The sequence below is a fragment of the Blastopirellula marina DSM 3645 genome, assembly GCF_000153105.1.
Lineage (GTDB): Bacteria > Planctomycetota > Planctomycetia > Pirellulales > Pirellulaceae > Blastopirellula > Blastopirellula marina.
Window position 1 is genome coordinate 1,042,989 of sequence record NZ_CH672377.1, and the last position, 19,839, is coordinate 1,062,827.

Annotated in this window: 21 protein-coding genes; 11 read left to right on the plus strand and 10 right to left on the minus strand. The window is 57.2% G+C overall.

The features are described 5' to 3' along the window. Positions 1-269 (plus strand): hypothetical protein (locus tag DSM3645_RS31520; protein WP_237564918.1); only part of this gene is annotated, 269 nt, incomplete at its 5' end. Between the two features lie 200 nt (positions 270-469). Here DSM3645_RS31520 and DSM3645_RS23270 read toward each other — a convergent pair. Together DSM3645_RS23270 and DSM3645_RS23275 are read right to left on the minus strand one after the other, a co-directional pair. Continuing rightward, entirely contained in the window at positions 470-883 is a 414-nt protein-coding gene (locus DSM3645_RS23270) for a hypothetical protein (RefSeq protein WP_002655069.1), read from the minus strand. Next, positions 880-1,821 carry an MBOAT family protein gene (locus DSM3645_RS23275; protein WP_237564919.1) on the minus strand — a complete coding sequence of 314 codons (942 nt, stop codon included), beginning with the start codon at positions 1,819-1,821 and terminating at the stop codon, positions 880-882. Before DSM3645_RS23275 ends, DSM3645_RS23270 begins: the two co-directional genes overlap by 4 nt. Before the next feature lie 351 nt (positions 1,822-2,172). On the opposite strand from DSM3645_RS23275, the gene DSM3645_RS23280 reads away from it, so the two are divergent. After that, the gene (locus tag DSM3645_RS23280) at positions 2,173-2,793 is read left to right on the plus strand and encodes an RNA polymerase sigma factor (RefSeq protein WP_116344559.1); all 621 of its coding nucleotides are present in this window, start codon (positions 2,173-2,175) and stop codon (positions 2,791-2,793) included. A 54-nt stretch (positions 2,794-2,847) separates the two neighbouring features. Further along, on the plus strand, positions 2,848-3,699 hold the full coding sequence (locus tag DSM3645_RS29745) for a zf-HC2 domain-containing protein (protein ID WP_161603406.1): 852 nt from the start codon (positions 2,848-2,850) through the stop codon (positions 3,697-3,699). A gap of 11 nt (positions 3,700-3,710) precedes the next feature. Here the strand turns inward: DSM3645_RS29745 and DSM3645_RS23290 are convergent, their stop codons facing one another. Beyond that, positions 3,711-4,544, minus strand: coding sequence for a hypothetical protein (locus tag DSM3645_RS23290; RefSeq protein ID WP_002655073.1), 834 nt, complete (start codon positions 4,542-4,544; stop codon positions 3,711-3,713). A gap of 450 nt (positions 4,545-4,994) precedes the next feature. Here DSM3645_RS23290 and DSM3645_RS23295 point away from each other — a divergent pair, with 450 nt between their 5' ends. Then, positions 4,995-5,399, plus strand: coding sequence for a hypothetical protein (locus tag DSM3645_RS23295; RefSeq protein WP_002655074.1), 405 nt, complete (start codon positions 4,995-4,997; stop codon positions 5,397-5,399). A gap of 63 nt (positions 5,400-5,462) precedes the next feature. On the opposite strand, the gene DSM3645_RS31525 is transcribed toward DSM3645_RS23295, so the two are convergent. Continuing rightward, positions 5,463-5,768, minus strand: a complete 306-nt coding sequence (locus DSM3645_RS31525) for a hypothetical protein (RefSeq protein ID WP_237564920.1) — start codon at positions 5,766-5,768, stop codon at positions 5,463-5,465. A gap of 78 nt (positions 5,769-5,846) precedes the next feature. Here DSM3645_RS31525 and DSM3645_RS23305 point away from each other — a divergent pair, with 78 nt between their 5' ends. Both DSM3645_RS23305 and DSM3645_RS23310 read left to right on the plus strand, forming a co-directional pair. Next, positions 5,847-6,140 (plus strand): hypothetical protein, encoded by a 294-nt coding sequence (locus DSM3645_RS23305; protein WP_002655076.1) that lies wholly within the window; start codon positions 5,847-5,849, stop codon positions 6,138-6,140. A gap of 230 nt (positions 6,141-6,370) precedes the next feature. Continuing rightward, positions 6,371-6,943, plus strand: a complete 573-nt coding sequence (locus tag DSM3645_RS23310; protein ID WP_002655078.1) for an RNA polymerase sigma factor — start codon at positions 6,371-6,373, stop codon at positions 6,941-6,943. A gap of 141 nt (positions 6,944-7,084) precedes the next feature. Here DSM3645_RS23310 and DSM3645_RS23315 read toward each other — a convergent pair whose 3' ends face one another. After that, positions 7,085-7,570: a hypothetical protein gene (locus DSM3645_RS23315; RefSeq protein WP_002655079.1), complete on the minus strand. Its 486-nt coding sequence runs from the start codon at positions 7,568-7,570 to the stop codon at positions 7,085-7,087. A gap of 193 nt (positions 7,571-7,763) precedes the next feature. After that, positions 7,764-8,777: a DUF1559 domain-containing protein gene (locus DSM3645_RS23320; protein ID WP_002655080.1), complete on the minus strand. Its 1,014-nt coding sequence runs from the start codon at positions 8,775-8,777 to the stop codon at positions 7,764-7,766. 253 nt (positions 8,778-9,030) lie between these two features. Between DSM3645_RS23320 and DSM3645_RS23325 the strand changes: the two genes are divergently transcribed. The 3 genes from DSM3645_RS23325 to DSM3645_RS23335 all read left to right on the plus strand — a co-directional run bounded on the left by DSM3645_RS23325 (position 9,031) and on the right by DSM3645_RS23335 (position 12,752). Continuing rightward, positions 9,031-10,410, plus strand: a complete 1,380-nt coding sequence (locus DSM3645_RS23325; RefSeq protein WP_002655081.1) for a sensor histidine kinase — start codon at positions 9,031-9,033, stop codon at positions 10,408-10,410. A gap of 3 nt (positions 10,411-10,413) precedes the next feature. After that, positions 10,414-11,805: a sigma-54-dependent transcriptional regulator gene (locus DSM3645_RS23330; RefSeq protein ID WP_002655082.1), complete on the plus strand. Its 1,392-nt coding sequence runs from the start codon at positions 10,414-10,416 to the stop codon at positions 11,803-11,805. An 80-nt stretch (positions 11,806-11,885) separates the two neighbouring features. After that, on the plus strand, positions 11,886-12,752 hold the full coding sequence (locus DSM3645_RS23335) for a hypothetical protein (RefSeq protein ID WP_002655083.1): 867 nt from the start codon (positions 11,886-11,888) through the stop codon (positions 12,750-12,752). A 15-nt stretch (positions 12,753-12,767) separates the two neighbouring features. Here DSM3645_RS23335 and DSM3645_RS23340 read toward each other — a convergent pair whose 3' ends face one another. The 3 genes from DSM3645_RS23340 to DSM3645_RS23350 form a co-directional block, all read right to left on the minus strand. Next, entirely contained in the window at positions 12,768-13,340 is a 573-nt protein-coding gene (locus DSM3645_RS23340) for an HYExAFE family protein (RefSeq protein ID WP_002655084.1), read from the minus strand. A gap of 73 nt (positions 13,341-13,413) precedes the next feature. Continuing rightward, a complete protein-coding gene (hisS, locus tag DSM3645_RS23345) occupies positions 13,414-14,745 on the minus strand; it encodes a histidine--tRNA ligase (protein WP_040353276.1) in 1,332 nt (443 codons plus the stop codon). A gap of 93 nt (positions 14,746-14,838) precedes the next feature. Further along, positions 14,839-15,282: a YkgJ family cysteine cluster protein gene (locus DSM3645_RS23350; protein ID WP_002655086.1), complete on the minus strand. Its 444-nt coding sequence runs from the start codon at positions 15,280-15,282 to the stop codon at positions 14,839-14,841. Positions 15,283-15,492: 210 nt separating this feature from the next. Between DSM3645_RS23350 and DSM3645_RS23355 the strand changes: the two genes are divergently transcribed. Both DSM3645_RS23355 and DSM3645_RS28885 read left to right on the plus strand, forming a co-directional pair. Then, positions 15,493-16,350, plus strand: a complete 858-nt coding sequence (locus tag DSM3645_RS23355; protein ID WP_002655087.1) for a formyltetrahydrofolate deformylase — start codon at positions 15,493-15,495, stop codon at positions 16,348-16,350. A gap of 173 nt (positions 16,351-16,523) precedes the next feature. Then, positions 16,524-19,157 carry a response regulator gene (locus tag DSM3645_RS28885; protein WP_002655088.1) on the plus strand — a complete coding sequence of 878 codons (2,634 nt, stop codon included), beginning with the start codon at positions 16,524-16,526 and terminating at the stop codon, positions 19,155-19,157. On the opposite strand, the gene DSM3645_RS23365 is transcribed toward DSM3645_RS28885, so the two are convergent. Then, positions 19,122-19,832, minus strand: a complete 711-nt coding sequence (locus tag DSM3645_RS23365; protein ID WP_002655089.1) for an N-formylglutamate amidohydrolase — start codon at positions 19,830-19,832, stop codon at positions 19,122-19,124. The two genes, DSM3645_RS28885 and DSM3645_RS23365, sit on opposite strands and share 36 nt — an antisense overlap. Positions 19,833-19,839: the final 7 nt, after the last annotated feature.

Here is a 19,839-nt window from a genome sequence, read left to right on the forward strand (position 1 = left end):
AGCGATCAAATCACCCTTGTGCGTCGGCCGAATTGGTTGATGAGTTCGGGCATTCTAGGCGCTTCGTGCGTTCCGAATCCAACGATCAAGATTTGGCGCCAAACGAGACCTCGGAGATAGGGATTTGGGAACAGGCACTCATCGCCGCTTCGACTTCTCGTCCGAAGGTCCACCCAGAAAAAAACGGAGCGGTCCGGTCCAGTCCAAACTTTGGTACGAAAAAACGTAACGGTCCGGTCCAGTCCAAACTTTGGTACGAAAAAACGTAGCGGTCCGGTCCAGTCCAACCTTTGGAACGAAAAAACGTAACGGTCCGGTCCAGTCCAACCGTTGGAGCGAAAAAACGTAGCGGTCCGGTCCAGTCCAACCGTTGGAGCGAAAAAACGTAGCGGTCCAGTCCAACCTTTGGAACGAGAAAGCGGAGCGGTCCGGTCCGATCCAACCAGCGCGTTAACCAATGAATTTCCCGCTAGTTCGGTCGCAAAGCGCTGTACGCGTAGATCACCGTAAAGCAGACAAACATCACGGTCAGCGTGTGATAGCCTAGTTTCAGCCACCACTTGGTGAGATGCTCCTTCACATCAAAAACTGCCTGCAGCAGCAGTCGCAATCCCCAAAAGATCGCGGCGTACAGACAAAACGAACGAGCCAGAAAATCGCCGCCGGCCAATTGCGACGCGTTTAGCAGACTGATCAGTCCGAAGGCGACGATCGACAGCACGACGTAGCCGGCGTAGACCCAGTACATCTGGCGATGGAGTTTCGAGAGACAAGCCAGTTCTTCTTTCCAGTTCAACTGAAAAGGGACCAGCGCCGAAGCGAACAGCACGCACAACTGCATTGCGCCGACGATTCGCAAAAGCGCTTCTAGATCGAGTGTCATCCGATTTCTTTCAGTGCGAGCAGCATTGGGACGATGATGTTCTCAACAAACGAGCGGTGAAACAGCCAAGTGAGCGGCGTGATCAACACCACAGCGGCGAACATTTTTCCCCGCCAGCCGCGATGGAGCGAAACCTGCTTTCCCCAGCGACTACGCTCGAGCAAGATCGCGCCGCCTTGCAATAAAAAATAGGCCGTTGGCCAGCCATATCCGCCGCCGGCTGGATAAGAAATGACAAAGTCATGCACGACGCCGCTAAACGCAAAGCCCAGCATTACAGCCCACTGCGGACTAAAGCGTGCAGCCAACGGACGAAACAAAAAGCGATGCGTTAAATCACGGAAGGCGATGTTCCAGCGCCGGCCCCAAAAATCCGAAATCGATGTCGCCGCCAACGGAGCGTTCATCAGCCGCGGCGCATCAACACCGCGACTGCGCCACCAACAGGAGAGCAAATGAAAAAGGCCGAAGTGGAGCGAGAGAATCAGCCCCCACATTCCGAGCCAACCAACCATGAGCGGCGGCCAACGTTCCGACCAGGCGATCGCGGCGGCCAGCAGCAATCCGCCGAGCACCGTTTTGAGGGCGGCGAGGAACCAGTCCACCGCCAGAGGAGCCGCGATCGGCTGTTTGGTTTCCATCCTTAAAAACGCCAGCGCATCGAGTCCCGGCCAGGCCAGCCAATAGGCGAGATTGCGGCCTATGGTCGACTTGACCGAAGTCGTGCTCCACGCGAGCCACTTACAGGCCAGATAAATGGTCACCGCCAGCAGCCACATCAACAGCCACCCCGGCAATTGTGGGGGCGCAAAAATCGTGACCAGAACCGGCAAAAGCGGCGACAGGCCGAAGCGCCATCCCCAACGTGTCGTCTCGACCGAGGTTGGCGATCGCGGGAGGATTGGGTTGGCGGCGCTGATCATCGGACGGTCGGGCACAGAGATAGGGGAAGTCATTCTGCTGTTAACAACCGCAAGACTGGCGTTGGCGGCAACACGACATCCCCACAAATTGCCGTCCTGCATCGGCGCTTAAGTTTGTAGAATGCTCCCTACGTCTGCGGAATACCGCAGGAAGTTGCCCATTGCATCAATGGGGTGCAATGATTGAAGGATTGCCAGCAACGTCTTTCAACAGAAGCCCCGTTGCTTTCGTACAGCAGGTAGCGGCTGGAACCTGCGGTCCGACTGGGCGATATCGAAAGTTGCAGCGACTCCATCCATCCAAGAATTCACTCACCAATCTTTCGGTTCTGTAGGGAGCTCCGAATGATTGCGGCTAGCGCTCCCATGAATACGGCAGAAACTCCTGATCTTCCGCGAAGAAAACCCGACCTGGCTGCATCCAATAGGGTGCAAGAGGACGCGTTCGCCCCTGGAATCGATCCTCTGGCCGAAATCGCAGCGGCTTGCCGGCAAGGCAACATGGCGGCTCGGCGTCAGTTGTATGACGCTTGTAGTCAGCATGTTTACCGTGTCGCGGCTCGCGTCGCAGGCGAACAAGACGCCGCCGACGTGACGCAACAGGTTTTCTTGCAGGCGTTCCGCTCGCTGGACAAATTTGATGGTCGGTCGCGGGTCGAAACTTGGCTCCACCGGATCGCCGTGAACGAGGCGCTGCAACATTTGCGGCGCAATCGTCGACATAAGCACAGCGATCTCGACTGGGAACCGATGGATAAAGTCGATTCGGGCCGGCAGGCCGAACAAAAAGATGCGCTCGAACAAGCGCTGGCGAATATCGATCCCGAGTTAAAATCGATATTTCTGCTGCGTGAGGTCGAGGACTATTCGTACCACGATATCGCCGAGTCGCTGCATATTCCGGAAGGAACGGTCGGCTCTCGGCTCAATCGCGCGCGACGTGATTTGCAGCAACAGCTTCAAGAAATGGGATTTTCCCGCACTTAATCGAACTTGAGCCGACCAGGCGGATCGGCTCTCGCAACGGATATGAATCGCGAAATGGATTGCACTGAAGCACGAGAACGATTGTCCGACTATTTCGACGGCGAAATGCCGGACGACCAACAACGAGCGATGGCCGATCATCTGGCCGATTGCGAATCTTGCGCGCTGGAGTTGGTCAGCTTTGCAGATCTTTCGACGATAACCGCGTCGCTCGATCATCCGCTGCCGCCTGCCGGTTTATGGGGCGAAATTGCAGCGCAGCTGCAAACGGAGGAGACGCTGTCGCCAGAAAATTTGGCGACTGCTCAGCCCTTTCGTTGGACGACGGGGCGCTACGCGCCGTTGGTGATGGCGCTGGCGGCGAGCGTGGTGTTTGCGATCGGCTGGTTTGGCTATCAATCCAATCTCAGCATGATCGGCAATTTAGCGATCGCATCGGTGTTTGATCAATACTTCGACACGCTGCATCAAGACCCCGTCGCCGCTCAGCAGATCTTATTGACGAAATACGATGGGCAAACGGTCGACGCAGAAAACGCCGTTCATTTGGTCGGTTATCGGCCGGCCGTCGCCGACGGCGTTCCGGCAGGTTATTCTCTGCACACGACCAACGTCATCAGGATGCCGCGAGGGGATTGCGTCCACAGCCAATTTCAACGCGCCGACGGAAGCACCTTGGCGATCTTTGAGCATGATGGCGAGCGGCCTGCCTGGTTCGGCAAACGCCCAGCGACCCAAGCGGTGCATGGTGATAAGAATTTGCATGTCGTCGATGTCGACCAACGCGTCGCGGCGACATGGCGCCAAGGGGATCGACACCTAACCGTCGTGGGCGCCCACAATGCGGAAGAACTAGGGCAATTGGCCGGCTGGTTCGGCGAGCGAACCAATCTAATGCCGGAGTAGCTTGGCGCCGCCTAACGAGCAATCACTGAGACCAGCGATTGCGGCGTTCTCGGCCCCTTACTCCACGCATACTTGCGCCAGCGTCGCTCCAGGTCATCAATCCCTTCGATCTGATAGATGTCGCGCAGGGCACGATCATAACCGCGCTCGAGCGCCGCTTCGGCAAAATCAATCAGCTGGGCCGGCTCGCCCTGTTCCGCCAAAAAGTGAACCAACAATAAGCTTTGCCCATAAAAGGCCGGCACTTGTTTCGCCGAGGTGAACTGTTCGAGACGAAGTAGTTGAGCAACACGCAATGCGTCGCCGCTGCGGAGCGCATCATGACAATCCCGGTGGTGGAGCGTTCGCTTTTCGGTCGTATCGGCCATCGTTGCGATGCCTTCGTCCAGCCAAAGCGGCGGACGCGCCGCGTCAAAGCGATCGGCCAAAACAACATGCGTTAGTTCGTGCGGTAGGGCGCTTGCGACTTTACGAGCGTCGCACAGCAAATCAATTCGCCTGCCGACGATTTCGCCGGCGACAACCCGAACCGTGCTGCTGCCCGAGGTCTGGGCGGCGCCGCGGCCCACGGCCGTTTGATAGCTGGACTTGGTCGCATGAACGACGACCTGACAACGCGGGCTCCATTCGGTTTGATCCGCCGCGGTGAGCCAAACCTGCTGCAAGCCGGTCCGAAGCGATTCGCACTGCTGCCGCAGTTGCGCGGCGCTGGGGCCGCCGGCAAACGTGCGAATCTGGAAATTGTCGGACTCGATATCCCAAGCGGCGGCTTGCGCCGTGTCGGCCAGAGGGGTCGCTGTAACCAAGCCGACGATGGCGAAAAACCCGCATAAGCGTTTCAGCATGCGATCGTATCCATCCGAGAAATCGAAGAGAAAGGAGCAGCAATTTCACTTGTGCGCGTCATCCGCGACGCGTCCTCGCGAGGCGAGCCCCTCTCTAAGGTCAAATTGCATGCCCAAGCTCTGAAAATTGCCTACGGATAGGCGCAGCCGGCAACCTAACCCTTGCTACCCAGGTTGTTTACAGGATTTTGAGTCTGGCGGATGACGCCGGCCTTGTGACGCCCGATGCACCGGTTGCAAGCAGCTTTGCTAACGATCTGGGCAGGCATTGCCGGGAACCAAGAAGGGAGCGAGGAACCCTCGGCGGCAAAATATTTGGAGGCGCCGTGAAGAAACGGCAAGGTCATCGCATCTGACTTAGTAATGGATCGATGACGGCGCCATGTGACGCAGCCAATAATGAGAATCGATTCAAGCTTTCGTATTTATTGGATGAAGAGGAGGTGTGCGATGAAGAAGATGTTTTTGTTGGCCTTGATGGCGGCGTTGATGGCTGGATTTGCGACAACCAACGCAATGGCCGAACGTGACGCCGGAGCCAAAGCACGCGGTGATTTTGGTCATGGGTTCTGGAACACGCAGGTCCATCGTCCGATGCGAGTCATGAATTACACGCGAGTGGCTCCACAACCGGCGGCTGTCCAAACTCCGGCCCCCCCGACTGTGACGAAAGCTGCGGAGCAACCTGCCGCTGTCGCTCAAACGGACAACTCCGGCGTGACGCAACGTTTCTCGTATGAGCCGACCGAAACAGTTAACAACTATCAACCAGTTCGCAACTATCAATCGGTGCAGACTCACCACAAGAGCCCCTGGCAGTACCCGAAAACCGATGCAAGACGTTACCACCGCTAATCGGAGACGCCCCTCCGCTCTCGTGAGCATCGTCACGAGACGAAGTCGACGCATGGTCGCCCATTATCCAGCCGGGCGACTGTGCGTCGTTTTTCGATTCTTGTCGACAAAATCCTCAGTGGACCGCCAAGTTTCGACCGAGAAAAACGTCGCCGCAATCTCTTTCCCTGCAATGAGTTGCAACGAATTGTGAGCGGTCATACGATCACGGAAAAAGATTTTTGGAGAATATGACCGTAGCGTGCGAACCAATCCGACGAAGTATCGTCTTACTGGTGTGCCAAGCTGACTGCACGTTGCGGTCAGAGGTCCGACTTCGGTAATTTTTTCACAAAGTTGCTGTTGTTCCGGCGGCACGTTATATTTCAATGTTCCCCACCAGGGTAGGTCGGGGAAAGAAGTTCTATTCACTCTCTCACTGCGCAAACCGCGTAGGAGGAACTCACAATGCGTAACGACATTATCAACATCCGCGAAAACATTGTTGTCGCTGCAGTCGCCCGCGTCGCCGTGGTCGCCGTTGATGTCGCTCGTGAAGGTTTCTCCACGTGTATGCGCCTCTATGGTCACGCCATGACGCATCTGACCCCGCCCACCAAACAGGGCGGCGGTTTGAAACCGTCATGGCTCGGCGGCGAGAGTTGGCTACTAGGTTCATTGCAACCAAGCCAACTACAGCCGGCGTTTCGTTGGGGATCCGTGCGACCAGAAGTGTCGCCGGCCTGGATAGGCAGAAGCTAAGACGCACCTGCGTCAGACAATTCGTCTCGCTTCTCGTCTGCAAGGCTCGCCCCGACGGCGCCTGAGCTAGTCGCTCTCGGCTCGCGTTGAAAGCACCCTCTTGGTCTGTTTTCGCGCTTTCCGAAACGCCTCTTGCTCTTTGGCCGAATCGCGGCTGCACGCACCTTCGCCTGCCGCCGCCTCTGCGTCCTCAGCAGTTCCGTACAAAACCATACGAGAGAGAGTTTCCGATGACTGACTACACGCAAATAGACGAAAAAGAGCGGATGATCACCCTGGTCGCGGCTTCGCAGATCGGCGACCGTGACGCGTTCGGCCAGCTGGTCGAGCAGTTCCAGGGAGTCGTCTTCGCGATCGCCCTGAAGCGACTGCGTGATTACGCCGAGGCGCAAGAGCTGTGTCAGGACGTATTCATCCAGGCGATGCAGAAGATCGATCAACTGCGTGAGCCGGCGGCTTTCCCCGGTTGGCTGCGGTCGATCACCGTCCGCATGGCGATCAACCGCGCCGTGCGACGCCCTCCTGACATCGCGACCGAGCCGGATACCCTGGCGGCGACTTGCGTCGATCGTCGGACTCCGCTCCACGCGTTGATCGACGGCGAACGCGCCGAGACCCTGCACTCGGGCCTGGCCCAGCTGCGTGATCTCGACCGCGAAACGCTGCGAGCGTTTTACGTCGAAGGTCAGTCGCTGCGTGAGATGAGCGACGAGTTTGATGCGCCGATCGGCACCATCAAGCGTCGTCTGCACGTCGCTCGTAAGCGTCTGGCCAAGGAGATGGAAGATCAGATCGCCGTCTAACGACGATCGATCGACCTGACGACGTTGGCAAGTAAGAAACCGCCTGAGCTGCGATCCGCACTCAGGCGGTTTTGTTGTTTCGGAATTCCAGAATGGCTCACTGATCCGCGATCGCTTGCCACACGCAGCGAACCTGGAAGCTTACTGCGGCGTTTCCTGATCGTCGACTTCCGAAATTGCCGGCTCGTCGTCCGACGGGTGATTCAACGCTGAAGCCGGTTCTTCGGTGGGCTCCATTGTAGACGGTGCTTCCGTTTCGGTCTGCTCGACCGTTATCGCCGGGCTCTCGGCCGGAACTTTCGGTGGCGCCGCGGGAAGACTTAACACCACGCCGCCGATGACGATCAGCGTAAGCAGGATGACGCCAACAATGATGACGATGAACCAGGGAAACTTCGACGGCGCCGGTTGCTCAACGGACTGCGCCAGAGGAGGTTCGGCCGCTTCGGCGATGATCGGCTCTTCCTCGCTCGCCAGAGTCTGGGGGCGAAGATGCGAAAGATCGTCGGCGATCGAAAAGGTCTCGCCGCATTTCGGACAGGGGAAATCCTTGCCGGCCAACTTGCGCGGGATACCAAGCGATTTGCTGCAACGCGGACAACGCAGCTTGGTGAGATTGGCGCTCATGGGGAGACACGCGAGTGTGGAGGATGGAAGAATTCACGCGAGCCGGAAAGCTGGGCTTCGTCCGATCTCGCATCCTCTATGGTACTTGCTGGAGGACGCCGGGGTCAAAATTGCTCGCCGCTTCTGCGCAGCGCATGGAAAAGCCTGGCGAAGTATTTTTCCGCCAGGCTTTGTCACACGCTCTCGGTATTCGCTAGTTACTCGGTATCACTTCTCCACCGCTGCGGGTCGCCATATATCGCCAGGTGGCCAAGTCGATCGTCTCGGCGACGCTTGAGACCGATCCATCGACGCGAGCAACTTGCACGACGCCGGGATGCCAACTGCGCGACGTGATGATCGCGTACGTTGGATCGAGCGTTTTGCCTTCCTGGTTGGAATTGTAATCCGCGTCGTAGTCATTCGTCCCGTCGTTGTATAGAACGTAGGTATTGGGGGACATTGCGGCCGTGAAGCCCGTGTGATGGACGCGACCATCGGGCCATTCCGTATGACCGGTTTCTGACTTGAATTCGGAAGAGGCGGCGGCGACAGCGGCTTCCGCGTCGTCCACATCCGCTGGAATCGTCGTCGCCGGGGGCTGCGTGTTGCGCGTGTAGGGAGTCCACGCTTTCACCTCGGCCGCCAACAGCGTATTGCTAGTGCCGTCGGTCGCCGCTGCAAAAGTGAGATGGCTGTTGGGATAGAACATGCCGTCCCCTCCTTTTTTTGTCGCCGGATCATAGACGAACCAGGTTCCCATATTGAAGCCATAGGTCGTCGGATAGAGCACTGGTCGGCCAGAGCCGGGATCGCGTGATCGATCGGAACCGGGATCGCTAGGACAACTAAACACCGGAATTTTTACATTGCTAATATCCGGCTCATCGTCCCAGGCGATGTTCAAGTCGACGAGATCCATCAGATTCGTCTGCTCTAGGTAGTTCAAGATTCGCCCATGAACGCCCCACGAGCCGTTGTTAGAACCGCCAAAGGTTCCTGAGGAACCAATGATGATGCTGGCCGGAAATCTCTTGAACGTACTCTCGTAGTTGTGGATCGCCAAACCAAGCTGTTTTAGATTGTTGCTGCATTGCATCCGGCGAGCCGCTTCGCGAGCTTGCTGAACCGCCGGCAACAGCAACGCGATCAAAACGCCGATGATGGCGATCACCACCAACAACTCGACCAGGGTAAACGCCTTTTTCTGCACCGCGCTGATTTTCAATTGTCGCTCCTACGATTCCGTCGCACTGAGATGGGGTCTGCAACAATCACCAGATGCAAGTCAAGTGCCAGAAGCATTAAAATTTGTTAAGGCCAGTAATTACGGCTCCCATCACCGTTTCTCGATCCAATCCCCGTCCTTAGTGTCGCCTCAACCGACACGTCTGCCGATCAAACCGACACGCGACGGGATTATGCGCTTTCGACTATCATGAATAGATTCGTCTCCTCTCGACTTTGGCGTTCCTACTGACATGCGTTGGCCATTACGTATCCAACTTCTGCTTCCGTTCGCCGCCGTGCTGTTGGCGATCATGATCGGCGTGACGCTGGTCACGGCTCAGATCTCGGTCGCCAACGCCAAAGCACGGATCGAAACAAGACTGCGCGATGTGGCGACCGTCTTGCAATCGGCGACCTTCCCGCTGAGCGAAGCGGTGCTGGAGCAAATGAAGGGGCTCTCAGGCGCCCAGTATGCCGTGACCATAGACGGGCGCCTGCTGCGGTCAACTTTGAGCGGCTTGCGATCGGATCAGCTCACGTCGCTGCAGGTGACTGACTCGATCGAACACCTGGCGTTGACCGAGGAAATGGCGATCGACGATCAACAATACTTCCATGCTGCGGTGGCGCTGCAAGGTCGAGCCCAACAGGGTCAGGTCCTCCATATGTTCTATCCGGTCGACTCGTACCGCAAAGCTTGGACGGCTGCGGCGGGTCCGCCGTTTTGGATCGGTTTGGCCGGTTTTCTGGTGCTGGGAATCGTAGCTTTCGCACTCGCGCGAAATGTCACCGCGCCAATCGCCCAATTGCGCAAACAGGTAGAGCGGATCGCGGCCGGCGACGCTTCCCCCATTCCTGCCCGCGTCACCAATGACGAGGTCCGCGACCTGGTGGACGCCGTCAATCAACTGGCCGAACAGCTGACCGCCTATGACGAAAAGATTCGGACGCTGGAGCGAACGCGCGTTCTTGGTCAGTTGGGCGCAGGATTCGCACATCAGGTCCGCAATGCGGCGACCGGGTGCCGATTGGCTCTCGATATCCACGCGCTGCAATGTCCCCAAGCGCATGACGAAAGCATGGCGATCGCAAATCAGCAACTAGCCCTGATCTCGACTCACCTGCGGGCCATTGTCAACTTTGGTAAAGAAGAACGCCGCGACTTTGAGCCGCTTGACCTGCGTCAGATTGTCCTGGAGACGTTGCCGCTGGTCCGACCATTGGCGCAACACCATCACGTCAACATGACATTTATCGGCGATGGAGTCTTTCCGATGATGGGAGAAGCGACGCTGTTGCAGACGGTGATCGTCAATTTATTGACCAACGCTGTCGAAGCGATTGCAGGCCATCCGCGTGACGACCAATCCGCCGACGGTGAAGTCCGGGTAGAATTAAACCGAGAACCAGGCGGCGTTCGTTTGACGGTCGCTGACAACGGCCCAGGCTTGCCCCCTGAGATTGAAACGGTCGCGTTTGACCCGTTGATCACCTCCAAGCATGAAGGGGTCGGACTGGGCTTAACGATCGTTCGCGAAGTGGCGCGTGTGCATCACGGCGAAGCGACCTATCGCCGTGAGGATGGCGAAACGCGATTTGAAATTCACCTGACTGATACGAGAAACGACTAAGCGATGGCGGATGTTCTTATCGTTGACGACGAACCCAGCGTCTGCTGGGCGGTCAGCTCACTTGCCGAAGCGAAAGGGCACCATGCGGAAATCGCCGCATCGGCCGAAGAAGCGTTGCAGAAGCTCAACACGTTTCAACCAGCGGCGATTGTGCTCGACGTTCGCTTGCCCGGCAAATCGGGCCTGGAGGCGATCGAAGCGATCCGCAGCGCGTCTCAGAACGTTCCGATCATCCTAATCACGGCGTTTGGCGATTTAGAGACCGCGGTCGCCGCCGTCCGCAGCGGCGCTTTTGAATACATCGTCAAACCATTTGACGCCGCAACTATCACCGGCGCGTTAGAAAGAGCATTAACGCCGCGCGAAACGACCATCGCGACATCACCGAACGAATCGATCCTGCCGCCGGACGGCATGGTCGGCAAGTCGCTTTCGATACAAACAGTCTTTAAAAAGATCGCCCAAGCTGCGGCGGCTGACGCCTGTGTTTTGATCGAAGGAGAAAGCGGCTCTGGTAAAGAACTCGCGGCCCGAGCAATTCACCAACACAGCGCCCGATCAGCGGGTCCATTCGTCGCGGTCAACCTGGCGTCGTTAAGCCCTTCGTTGGTCGAGAGCGAATTATTCGGACATACTCGCGGCGCGTTCACCGACGCGCACGACGCCAAGCCGGGCTACTTGCAACTTGCCAACGGCGGGACGTTGTTTCTCGACGAAGTCGCCGACATCCCCGCCGCCGCCCAGGTCAAACTGCTACGAGCGCTGGAACATGGCGAAGTCACGCCGGTCGGCGGCGGACAACCAGTGCCGACCCGCTTTCGCGTCATTTCGGCGACGCATCGTCACTTGCTATCGCAGGTCGAAGAAGGAGACTTTCGGCACGATCTCTATTTTCGCTTGAGCGCGTTTCGTTTGCAGCTCCCCCCGCTGCGCGAACGAGTCGATGACATTCCGGAACTGGCGAAATTCTTCCTTTCGCAACTCGGCGCAGCGGGGCAAAGTGCGGCGATCACCACCGCGGCCCTGACCGAACTGAAACGTCGTCCGTGGTACGGCAACGTGCGAGAGTTTCGCAACGCACTGGAACATGCGCAGATCGTCAGCATGGGAGATGCGATTCGAGTCGAGCATTTGCCGGCCGCGGCGCCCCCGCTCAACACGACGGGACATGTCGACCTGGCCGAGTTGGTCCGATCGTGGGCACAGCAGCAATTAGCGACCGGCGAGTCGATCGACGACTTGCACGCCCGCTTGCTGGCGCTGGTCGAACCGCCGCTGCTTCGCGCCGCGCTAGAAAATCACCAGGGGCAATTTGTCGCGGCGGCCAAAACGCTCGGCATGCACCGGACAACGGTCAAAAAGAAGGCGGACGAATATGGGATTTCGAGCGACTAGCTGAGCCTCTTTTCCAAGGGCGAGAATTGCGATAGTTTGCAGGGATGTGAGCCCCTCATTTTTGCAGCACAGGCATTCCGATGCATTTCAGCCAACTTCCTGCCCGCCTGCAAGATCTCTATAAGCACTCGTCAAATATCGAATGTAACCACGAGAATGCAGATGGCTGGGAAGACTACATCGCTAATTTTGAACTGACGCTAGCCGATGGACATTCGCTGCTGGAGTTGGCGACCTGGGAAGCCAGCGATGAAGAACTGGATGCGGCAGGCATTGACGACATGGCGATTGTCGAAGGCCCTGCCCACGCTTGGCGAGCCCTGGGGCAATTAGGCGTCATCGATGCGATCGCACCGTTGGCTCGCTATGTCGAAGGGGACGGTTCTGACCTTTGGGATGAATGGGCCAATGAAGAGATGCCCGTCGTATTTGGGATCATGGGGGAAGCGGCTATTGAGCCGCTGCGTCGCCATATCGAAGATGTGTCCATTGGCGAACGAGGAAGAATTTCACTCGTCGAAGGCCTGGAAAAGGTCGCCCAGTTCCAGCCTCCGCTCTGTGATCGCGTGACGTCGCAACTGGACGAACTTCTCCAACTCGAAATCAAAGCGAAGCGATACGACGATATCGCCACCTTCTTGGTAATTTCCCTGGTGGAGCTGAAAGCGAAGACAGCGGCGGAAACCATTGAGCGAGCCTTTGCCGCCCAACTAATCGACGAAACCCTTGGCGGTTGTTGGGGCGATACGCGACGAGCGTTGGACGTAGAAGGAATGGGGCTGGCCGCAGATCGCCGGTTCAATATCGATCTTATGCCGGAAAGACGCCGTGATCGAATGGAAGCGATGGCGATTGAAAACGACTATCGAATTGCGCCTTCTCCGAAAGTGAAAAAGGACCGATCCAAAGCGCTCAAAAAGCTCCAAGGGAAGAAAAAGAAGAAATAACCAGCACCGGATTCGTCAATACAACGGCGCCATCTCCGTCGCCCGACGCCGATCAAAATCTCCGCCGGAGACGATCTGCGTCTCGAGGAACAACTTGAGCGGCTGCGCCAGTTGCCGGAATGCGGTGGTCGGCATCGCGATGGTCCGCCATTTGGGCGAGATCCGCCGCGCCCACGCGGCATAGAGATCAATTCGCACGCCGACAAACGCGTAGATCTCTCCTTTGAACGGGAAGAGAAAATCATGCGGCAGCGGCGCCATGTCTCCGGTAACGCAGTAGGCGAAGACGAACAATCCTCGAAACTGCGGCCCAAACAACAACTCCCATTGGGCCATCGCCTGCAGGTCGTCGATGGTCGCCCAGTTTTTCCAGTAGCGATTTTTGCGCCCTGACGGGAACTGTCGCCCTTTCACATCGACCAACCAAGACATCTCGCTCCCCGAGGGGGAGACAATGAAGTCGACGTTTTTGATCGAACCTTCCGGCGTCAGCGAACGCCGCGATTCGTCGACCGCCACATAGGGGGTCTGTAGTTGGCGAAGATAGGCTTCGAACGCGGCTTCGTAGTGATTTGTGCGAATCGTCATCGGTTGTCTCCTCGGCGGCGAGCTTACGCCCACAGTTTGCCAACCGAGAGTGACAACAGTTTGTCACCATGTTTTATGGAGACGCAAGAATCTCTTTAATTCGCGTAATCACAGCGGCGGCGCCATCGGCCAATGACTCATCGGTCGCTTCCCCAGCGGCCAGGTTCTTCACTTGGCATTTCCCCTCGGCCAGTTCGCGGTCGCCGGCGATGATCGCGATCTTGAAGCCGCGGCGATCGGCGTATTTCAGTTGCTGGCCTAGCTTCTTCGCTTCGGGATAGATCTCGACGCCGATCCCGGCGGCGCGCAGTTGTGACGCCAGGACTAGATAGGCGTTCAGGCTCTGCTCGTCAAAATACGGGATGAAGACCGGCGCCGGCGTGCTCACTTTTTCGATCAGCCCCAATTCTTCCATCGCCGCCAACAATCGATCTAACCCCAGCGACGCTCCCACACCGGGAAGTTGTTCTTTGGTGTAGAGACTCGCGAGGTTGTCATATCGTCCGCCGGAGCAAACGCTGCCGATCCCCGGCAGATCATCGAGAAACGTTTCAAAGATGGCGCCGGTGTAATAATCCAAACCGCGAGCGATCGATACGTCAATCGCCAAGCGCGCGTCGGTCACGCCGACCGCTGAAGTCGCGTCAAGCAGATCACGCAGTTGCGACAAACCTGTTTCCCCCGTTTCGGATCCGGCGACCAGCGGCTCCAGCTGTTTTAGAATCTCCGCATTGGAACCAGAGACCTCGGCCAACTTTAGCACCTGATCGGCTTGCTCGGCGGTTGCTCCGGCAGCGGCGATCATTTCGGCGGCGACTTTCTCGCGGCCAATCTTCGTCAACTTGTCGAGGGCGCGCAGCACTTCGGTCGACTTCTCCGCCAGATCCAGTTTCTCCAGCACGCCGCTCAACACTTTGCGGTTGTTAACGCGCATCTGAAAGCCTTCAAAGCCGATGGCCCGCATCAGGTCATGAATGACCAGCGCCGTCTCAATGTCGGAGACCAGCGACTTGGTGCCGATCGTGTCGAAGTCGCACTGCATGAACTCGCGATAGCGGCCGCGCTGCGTATTTTCTCCGCGCCAGACGGATGCGACATGATAACGCTTGAATGGAGTTCCCAGCGTGCCGACATGTTGCGCGGCGAATCGGGCCAGCGGCACGGTCAAGTCAAAGCGGAGCCCGACGTCCCGTCCCCCATGATCCTGGAAGCGATACATCTGACGATCGGTCTCGTCGCTTCCTTTGCCGCTGAGAACTTCGGCGTACTCCAGCGCGGGAGTATCAATCGGTGCGAAACCATACGAACGATAAACTTGCTTCGCGGCGTCAATGAGCCGCTCGCGCGGCATCATCGCTTCTGGTAGGTAGTCGCGAAATCCCTTCAGCGTTCGGGGCTGAATCAGCTTTGTTTTTTCAGACATCGGTTTTCTAGGAACGAAAAGACGGGCGGCAAAACCGCCCGTGCTAGTTCGATGGAAGGGAAGTTAGGCGTCGCGCTAGTTAAGGATCGGCAACAGCGGCGGCTTGCGACTGCGAATGCTTTGTCCAGCGCCGCGCGGAGCGATCGCTTCGGCGTACTCCCAGATTTGCTCAGGCGTCTCAAAGTACATGTCGTAGACCCAATCATCTTCGTATTCGCAATTCTCGGTCGTGTAGTCGCGACAAATTTGCGGCCGAGTATCGTAAATTCCGCACATGTTGTCGGCACGCAAGTGCTTGCAGGTCGTATGAACCAGCAAATACCACGACTCGCCGTCAACGAACACCGAAGCTCGATCGTGCAGCAGGTACCAACGAATGAACTCGAAATCGGCCATTTCGTCCGGCGTATCAATCGGCAACGCAAAGTAACGACAACACTTGGCGGTGCAATGTTCGCAGAGGACTTCGCCTGGCTTCAGATCTTCGCGATAGGGTTTGGTTCGTGTGGCGAGGGACATGGCCGCGATCCTTTTCCCCAATGGGGAGCTGAAAAATTAGCGAGTTTGCGCTGTTGGCGTGCCAGATAAATCTAGCAAAACCGGCAGATTACGACCAGACTCCCGGTCTTCCCTGCGGCAGGCCCGAAAATTTGTGGCATATTAGTAGGTCGTCGGGGGCAACCCCGACGGCGATTCCCCGTTTGCTCCCTTGCCCCCCTGCAATTCGCGATGCGCATCGTCATTACTGCGGTTGGCCCTGACAACGTCGGTCTGGCTGATCCGATCATTCATTACGTCACCAGCCTAGGCGCGAACATCGCCGAAATCCAGATGTACGATCATGACGAAGAAGCGATCTTCGCCATGTTGCTGCGGATTGAACTGGAAAACGCTCCAATCGACCAACTACGGATGGCGCTCACCGAAATTGGCCGCCTGAAAAATCTATCGATTCGCGTTTGGACGCCGGACGAACGAAAAGAACGTCCCCGGTTGGCGATTTGCACGACTTACCGCCCCGAGCCTGCGCTGGCGCTGTTGCGAGCGATGCGCGACGGGCAGATCAAAGCGGAACCGGCCATCATGATCGGCAATCGCGACGCTTGTCGCGGCTTGGCGGAACAATTTGGCGTCGAGTGGCGAAACGTCGGCGATCACGAGGGGAAAACCGACGACGACAAGATGATCGACGTACTCGACGAGTTTGACGTCGACTACGTCATCTTAGCTCGGTATATGCGGGTTCTGCCGGCCAGCAGTTGTTGGAAGTATGCAGGCGGGCGAATAATTAACCTGCATCATGGTCTGCTTCCCAGCTTTCCCGGCATTCGTCCCTATCACGATGCTTTCGCCGTCCGCATGCTGACCTATGGGGCGACGTGTCACTTTATCGTGCCGGAACTGGACGCCGGCAATCAAATCATCCATCAATCGACGTTCACCACGCCGCCAGGGATGAAACTGGACGACATCGTCCGACTTGGACAGGAAGACAATGAGCCCCGCTGTCTGGTGGAAGGGGTTCGCCGCGTCGTCGACGGAGAAGTGCAATTGCATTTCCATCGGGTGATTGCGGTCGAGTCATAACGCTTGCAACGGATTTTCCCCCCAGCGCACTGGAATTCCACTCCCCAAGCAGTCGGCTTCGGATTGCCGTAAGCTTGCTGCGCCCTATCGTTTTCATACGCTCGACATGTGTGTATTGAGTCGACGGCTTTCGCGAAACGCGTTTGAATCCAGGGGGCTGGATTGGATTTCCCATGCAACATCGCATTTTAGTTGTCGACGATTCTCTACTTGTTCAGACTGAACTGCGGGAGTTGCTCGATTCGACCTACGAAGTCGCCATTGCATCCAATGTGCGCGAATGCCGAGAAATCGTCGGAAGCTTTCTGCCGCATTTGATCTTGCTTGACTTGCAATTGCCCGATGGCGACGGCCATGAGCTTTGCGAAGATCTGCGTCGGATGAAATGTTGCAATCTGGCGCAAATTCTTATTTTCAGCAGCACCGATGACTCAGCGAAACGGCTTGCCCTGTTCAATAGCGGAGCGGACGACTTCCTCTTGAAGACGATCAACCGCCATGAGTTGCTCGCCAAAATCCGGGTCCACTTGCGACTACAAGATGCGATCTATCGTGCGGAAAGCGCCGAAGACAAGCTGCAAAAATATTCCCACGAGTTGGAACGAATCGTCGACTCGCGCGCTCAAGCGATTGAAGCGACGCAGGATATCGCCGTATTCGCGCTGGCGAAGCTCGCCGATTCGCGTGATGTGGAGACCGGCGAACACCTGGTCCGCATGCGCGCTTATTCGCAAATCTTAGCCGAACAACTGCATCTCAATAGTGAATACAGCGACGAAATTGACGACGCTTTTTTGTCCGATCTCTATCGTTCCAGCCCGTTGCATGATATCGGCAAAGTCGGCATCAGCGACGCCATTTTGTTGAAACCGGGTCGGCTGACTCCGGACGAATATGAAGTGATGAAAGGGCATGCCGAAATCGGCGCCCAAACGTTGGAAGAAGTTGCTCGCAGCAGCTACAAGGGAGACTTCTTTCGCATGGCGGCCCAGGTCGCTCGTCATCACCATGAACGCTGGGATGGCGCAGGATATCCTGCGGGTCTCAAAGGCCGCGACATTCCGCTCTGCGCTCGCATTGTCGCCGTCGCGGACGTCTTTGACGCGCTGACCTCCAAACGGGTCTACAAAGATGCGTTTGAAGTCCAAAACGCCTACGACCTGATCCTTTCGGAAAGCGGCAAGCACTTTGATCCCACCGTCGTCTCGGCCTTTGTCGATTGCTTTGACAAGTTCACAGAGATCGCCAGCCGTCAATCGAATGTACATCACGCGGACTCCAGTCGCCGCTTGGCGACTCCCCGTTATCGCCAAGCGATGGAATACGCCGCTTCGCCGATCTCAAACAACCCGAAAGTGTTGGTCATCGAAGACGATTTGAGCATGGGGCGGATGATCGAGACTTGGCTTTCCGAAGCTGGATACGAAGTCACGACCTGCGGCGACGCCGCCTCCGCTTTGCGTGTGATTCAAACCAACCAACCTCAGTATGTCATTACGGACTGGATGATGCCGACCATTGACGGCGAAACGGTCTGCCGTTGGACGCGTGATGCGTTGCTGACCCACTATATCTATACGATTGTGATATCGGCGGATATACGCCCCGAGACAAGACTGCGCGCCTTCCACGCCGGCGCCGACGACTTTATGCCCAAACCGCTGGATCGCAACGAACTACTAGCCCACTTGCACGCCGCGTCCCGCGTGGTCGCGTTAGAAAGTCGTCCCGCCGGGGTGTCGCGCAACGATCCCCTCACCGGTCTGGCCACGCGGCGTCAATTGGACGAGCAACTCGAACGTGAATGGTTTCGCGCGGTCCGCTACCACCTGCCGCTGTCGTGCGTCGTGATCGACATCGATAGTTTCGAGGAGATCAACAACCAATATGGATTCGAAGCGGGCGACCAAGTGATTCAACGGATCGCCCAAATCGTGCAAGGACATACGCGTTTAACCGACTATGTCTGCCGCTTGGCAGGCGATCGATTTTTGATCGCCATGGTCGAATCGAACGAGTCTCAAGCGGCCCAGTTCGCAGAGCGTCTCTGCAAAGTGCTTGCAGGCAGCGCCGTCACGATCCATGGACAGACGCTAACCACGACCGCCAGCTTTGGGGTCGCTCAGACCCACGCCGATACGACCAACTTGGATAAGTTGATTGAACTCGCTGAAGAAGCGATCGTGATTGCGAAACAGCTCGGGCGTAATCGCGTCGTCCGTCGTTCGGCGACGGTCCAGTCGGTTGAATTGCCGCACGCGGCGAACGATTGGTGCATGCCGTTGGCGAACGCGTTGGCCCATGACGTGATGACCTCTCCGATTGTGACGCTGCGTGAAAGCGACACGGCTCGCAGCGCACTTCGATTCTTGCTCCGCTATCGGATTAACTCGGCGCCGGTCGTCGATCACCACGGCATGCTTTGCGGCGTGTTGTCCGAAAAGGATCTGATGTGCCATATGACCGACGTCACCCGCTGGGATCAACCGATTGGCTCATCGATGAGCTCCGACGTCGTTTACTTCGAAGAAGACGACACCGCCGAAACGATTTACAACTTCTTAATTCGCGCCTCGATTCGGCGCGTGGTCGTCGTGCGTGACGGTCGCCCGACCGGAGTGATCAGTCGCGGCTCGCTGTTGCGTTGGTTCAATCGCCAGCAAGAGCTGGAGAGTGAAACTCAAACGGCCGAATCACTCGAGAATCGCCCCGACGCCGAACTGGCCGAAAGCGTCAGCAATCTGCTGAAAGAGCTCGAACAATCGATTTCGCTAGAACTCGCTCATGGGACGTCGAACGCCCGTTAAAAAAGTTTGCGCTAGATCGGCGATTAATGCTCGCCAGAGGTCGGTATCTGCGACCAAACGCTGATTGACTTCTAGCTCGACGCCCACATATTGCTCGACCGTATATTTCTTTCGCAGCGAAGTCGTCAGTCCGTCCGCTTTTCCCAGGTAGGGATAGTTCAGACGGACACGCATATCAGGTCGCAGCGCCAACAATCGCGCACGCCAGGCGGCGCAAAACGACTTTTCACCGGGTCGCCGCGGATCGTAAAGCAATCCAATCTCGGCGGTTCGCACTTCGCCGTTTAGCTCTGGCGTAAACGTATGCAGCGACAGATGAATCACGCGCCGCTCGGCGTCATAAGACTCAGCGATCGCCTTTTCTACTTGGATTCGATAGGGCGTATAGTACTGAGCTAGAATCGCCTGTTTTTGGTTGGCGGACAGATCCCGCGTAAACTCGGAAAAGAGACTCGCATGGCCGAGCGAACGATTGAGTTCGACCACCAGTCGTGAGACCTTCGCCGTTACAAGCGGCGCTCCGGTCGAACGTTGAAACGCCCCCGCCATCTCCAGCGAGCCGGGATCCCAACCGCGATGCGACGCCAAGACTTGCTCGGCGTCGCGAAAATAGGAGCGATACTCCGGCGGCACTTCGTTGCCGCCGTGCTCACACGAAAGAACCACGGCATCCATACGCTGA

Coding starts and splice junctions, on each gene's coding strand:
- DSM3645_RS23270 (WP_002655069.1), bottom strand. CDS start 883: ATGACACTCGATCTAGAAGCGCTTTTGCGAATCGTCGGCGCAATGCAG.
- DSM3645_RS23280 (WP_116344559.1), top strand. CDS start 2,173: ATGAATACGGCAGAAACTCCTGATCTTCCGCGAAGAAAACCCGACCTG.
- DSM3645_RS29745 (WP_161603406.1), top strand. CDS start 2,848: ATGGATTGCACTGAAGCACGAGAACGATTGTCCGACTATTTCGACGGC.
- DSM3645_RS23290 (WP_002655073.1), bottom strand. CDS start 4,544: ATGCTGAAACGCTTATGCGGGTTTTTCGCCATCGTCGGCTTGGTTACA.
- DSM3645_RS23295 (WP_002655074.1), top strand. CDS start 4,995: ATGAAGAAGATGTTTTTGTTGGCCTTGATGGCGGCGTTGATGGCTGGA.
- DSM3645_RS23305 (WP_002655076.1), top strand. CDS start 5,847: ATGCGTAACGACATTATCAACATCCGCGAAAACATTGTTGTCGCTGCA.
- DSM3645_RS23310 (WP_002655078.1), top strand. CDS start 6,371: ATGACTGACTACACGCAAATAGACGAAAAAGAGCGGATGATCACCCTG.
- DSM3645_RS23315 (WP_002655079.1), bottom strand. CDS start 7,570: ATGAGCGCCAATCTCACCAAGCTGCGTTGTCCGCGTTGCAGCAAATCG.
- DSM3645_RS23325 (WP_002655081.1), top strand. CDS start 9,031: ATGCGTTGGCCATTACGTATCCAACTTCTGCTTCCGTTCGCCGCCGTG.
- DSM3645_RS23330 (WP_002655082.1), top strand. CDS start 10,414: ATGGCGGATGTTCTTATCGTTGACGACGAACCCAGCGTCTGCTGGGCG.
- DSM3645_RS23335 (WP_002655083.1), top strand. CDS start 11,886: ATGCATTTCAGCCAACTTCCTGCCCGCCTGCAAGATCTCTATAAGCAC.
- DSM3645_RS23340 (WP_002655084.1), bottom strand. CDS start 13,340: ATGACGATTCGCACAAATCACTACGAAGCCGCGTTCGAAGCCTATCTT.
- DSM3645_RS23350 (WP_002655086.1), bottom strand. CDS start 15,282: ATGTCCCTCGCCACACGAACCAAACCCTATCGCGAAGATCTGAAGCCA.
- DSM3645_RS23355 (WP_002655087.1), top strand. CDS start 15,493: ATGCGCATCGTCATTACTGCGGTTGGCCCTGACAACGTCGGTCTGGCT.
- DSM3645_RS28885 (WP_002655088.1), top strand. CDS start 16,524: ATGCAACATCGCATTTTAGTTGTCGACGATTCTCTACTTGTTCAGACT.
- DSM3645_RS23365 (WP_002655089.1), bottom strand. CDS start 19,832: ATGGATGCCGTGGTTCTTTCGTGTGAGCACGGCGGCAACGAAGTGCCG.